Origin of the sequence: Sphingopyxis granuli NBRC 100800 (assembly GCF_001591045.1) — a bacterium.
Classification (GTDB): Bacteria; Pseudomonadota; Alphaproteobacteria; order Sphingomonadales; family Sphingomonadaceae; genus Sphingopyxis; species Sphingopyxis granuli.
Genome location: NZ_BCUA01000161.1, coordinates 1 through 2,526 on the forward strand (window position 1 = coordinate 1; position 2,526 = coordinate 2,526).

At 72.6% G+C, this 2,526-nt stretch carries 2 protein-coding genes and 1 pseudogene; all 3 read right to left on the minus strand.

Going from position 1 to position 2,526, the window contains the following annotated elements; all coding sequences use genetic code 11:
• A pseudogene (locus SGR02S_RS19115) lies at positions 1–393 on the minus strand (hypothetical protein); the annotation flags it as partial.
• A 9-nt stretch (positions 394–402) separates the two neighbouring features.
• Positions 403–1,101, minus strand: coding sequence for a uroporphyrinogen-III synthase (locus SGR02S_RS19120; RefSeq protein ID WP_067113798.1), 699 nt, complete (start codon positions 1,099–1,101; stop codon positions 403–405).
• Entirely contained in the window at positions 1,098–2,051 is a 954-nt protein-coding gene (gene hemC, locus SGR02S_RS19125) for a hydroxymethylbilane synthase (RefSeq protein ID WP_067113800.1), read from the minus strand. Before hemC ends, SGR02S_RS19120 begins: the two co-directional genes overlap by 4 nt.
• Positions 2,052–2,526: the final 475 nt, after the last annotated feature.

Below are 2,526 nucleotides of genomic sequence, written 5' to 3' on the forward strand. Positions count from 1 at the left end.
CAGCCCCTCCGCGCGCGAGGCGTTGCCCGACGCCGACGCCGCCTCGATCGTGATGCGCGACAGTCTTTGTTCGAGTTCGGCGACCCGCGCCGCGAGCGCATTGGCGCCGTCGACCGGCGCGACGACGAGCGCCGGCTGGCTCGCCGCCGCGGCCGGCGCAGCCGCCTCGTCGGCGCCGCCCGCCACCGGCACGCCGCCGGGAACGGGCGCTTCGAGGACCTTCGCCACCGGCAGCGCCTGCCGGCCGGTCATCAGCCGGCTCATCGCCCAGCCGCCACCGACCAGGCCGATCAGCAGCAGCAGGAGCGCCCCGATCGCGAGCATCCGCAACGACGGCCCCCGGCCCTGGACACTCGGTTCGGCGCGCGCCATTTTGTCGCTGTCGATTGCCATATTCTTCTTTCAGACGACCCTGTGTGCGCCCTTGTGGCACAAAGCATGCGCCTCTGCCAACATCGCGGCGTCATCGGGCCGCGCGGCGAGCGAAACCGCGCGCCATCCCCGGCCCGCGCGCGCAGCGACCGATTCGCTGATCGCGACCAGCGCCAGATGATCGCGCGCGCGCCCGGTCAGCGCCGCGATTCGCTCGGCCGCGCGCCCCGAATAGGCGAGCAGCACCGCGGGCCTTTCGATCAGCGCCGCCCATTCGGACGGCGGATCGACCGGATCGACGGCATAGCAGGGAAGCGGCGTCAGCACGGTCGCACCGGCGACCAGCGGCGAATGATCGCGCCCGCACAGCCACAGCACGCGCCGGACGCGCCGTGACGGCATGGCATCGATCAGCGTCTGCCCGTCGCTGTCCCCCGTGACCGCGACGTGCAGGCCCGCCGCCGTCGCGGCGGCGGCCGAGGGCGCCCCCACCGCGTGCACCGGCAGCGCGGAAAGCCGCGCCAGCCCGGGGCCCGCCAGCCGCATCGCCTGCGCGCTCGTCACCAGCAGCGCGTCGAAATCGTCCGGATCGGGCACCGTCCAGCCCAGCGCACGCGCCGCGAACAGCGGCAGGTGCCGCGCGTCGAGCCCCATCGCCCGCGCGCGCGCCACCGTCGCCGCACCGCCGGGGTCGGCGCGCGTCACCAGCAGCGGCAGCGCGGCCGTCACGCCGCGAACAGCCGCCGCACCGCATCGGGCGCCTCGTCGAGCAGGCGCCGCGCCAGCGTCGCGGCGTCGGCGGGGCCGGCCACCTGCGTCCAGCCCGCGACATGATCGGCGCCGTCCTCCGAATAGATTTCGGCATCGAGGCGCAGCGCGCCATCGTCCAGCCAGCGCGCATGCGCCGCGACCGGCGAGCGGCAGTCCCCGCCCAGCGCGGCAAGGAACGCGCGCTCCGCGGCGACCGCGGCATGCGTCGGCGCATGATCGACGGCGGCGATCAGCGCGCGCAGCGGGGCATCCTCCGCCCGGCATTCGATGCCGATCGCGCCTTGCGAGGCGGCGGGCAGCAGCAGGTCGATCGGCTGCGCCGTGCCGATCGCGTCCATGCCGAGCCGCGCGAGTCCCGCCGCGGCGAGCAGCGTCGCATCGGCATCGCCCGCCGCGAGCTTGGCAAGCCGCGTCGCGACATTGCCGCGCAGCAGCGGGGTTTCGAGGTCGGGCCGGATACGCCGCACCTGCGCCGCGCGGCGCGGGCTGCTCGTCCCCAGCCGCGCGCCGTGCGGCAGGTCGGCGATCGTCCGCGCGGTGCCGCCGTCGGGCACCACCATCCGGTCGCGCGGATCGGCGCGTTCGAGCATCGCGGCGAGGAAGAAGCGCTCGTCGCGCAGCGTTTCGACATCCTTGAGCGAATGCACCGCCATGTCGATGACCTTCGCGTCGAGCGCGATATCGAGTTCGCGCGTCCACAGCGCCTTGCCCCCGACCTCGGCCAGCGCGCGGTCCTGGATCTTGTCGCCGGTCGCGGTCATCGGCAGGATTTCGAGCGCGCGCGGGTCGAGGCCGTGCGCCGCGACGAGCGCCGCCGCCGCGAGATTCGCCTGCGCCATCGCGAGCGGCGAGGCGCGGGTGCCGATACGCAGCGGGCTGGCGGGCGTGGGAAGCGGGATCGAAGTCATGCGGCCTGCTAGACCATGATGACATCGAATGGAAACGTCATTGCGAGCGGCGAATGACGAAGAGGGTCAATCCAAAATCATCAGAGTTCAGTCACCCGGAGCGGGCGCATAGGGGCGTGCCCCCGCGAAGGCGGGGACCCGGTGCGGTGGAACGCAAACCCCGATTTCCTCCGCTCTGGGCTCCCGCCTTCCGCCTGTGGCGGAAGTTTATCCTGAGCGCCCGCCCTGCGGGCAGTCGAAGGGCGGGAGCACGCGGTTTTGTTTTGCGAAAAAGCGGAATCCCCACAGGCCATAGACCATGATGGCATTAGAAGGATTCGTCATTGCGAGCGGCGAAGCCGCGCGGCAATCCAGAGCAGGCGCAAACCGCTCTGGATTGCTTCCCCCGGATCAGGTCCGGGGCCCGCAATGACGAAGGGAGCCAATCCAAAGTCATCGGTCTGGCGCGGCTTGCCCTGCCGATAAAGGGGCGGGG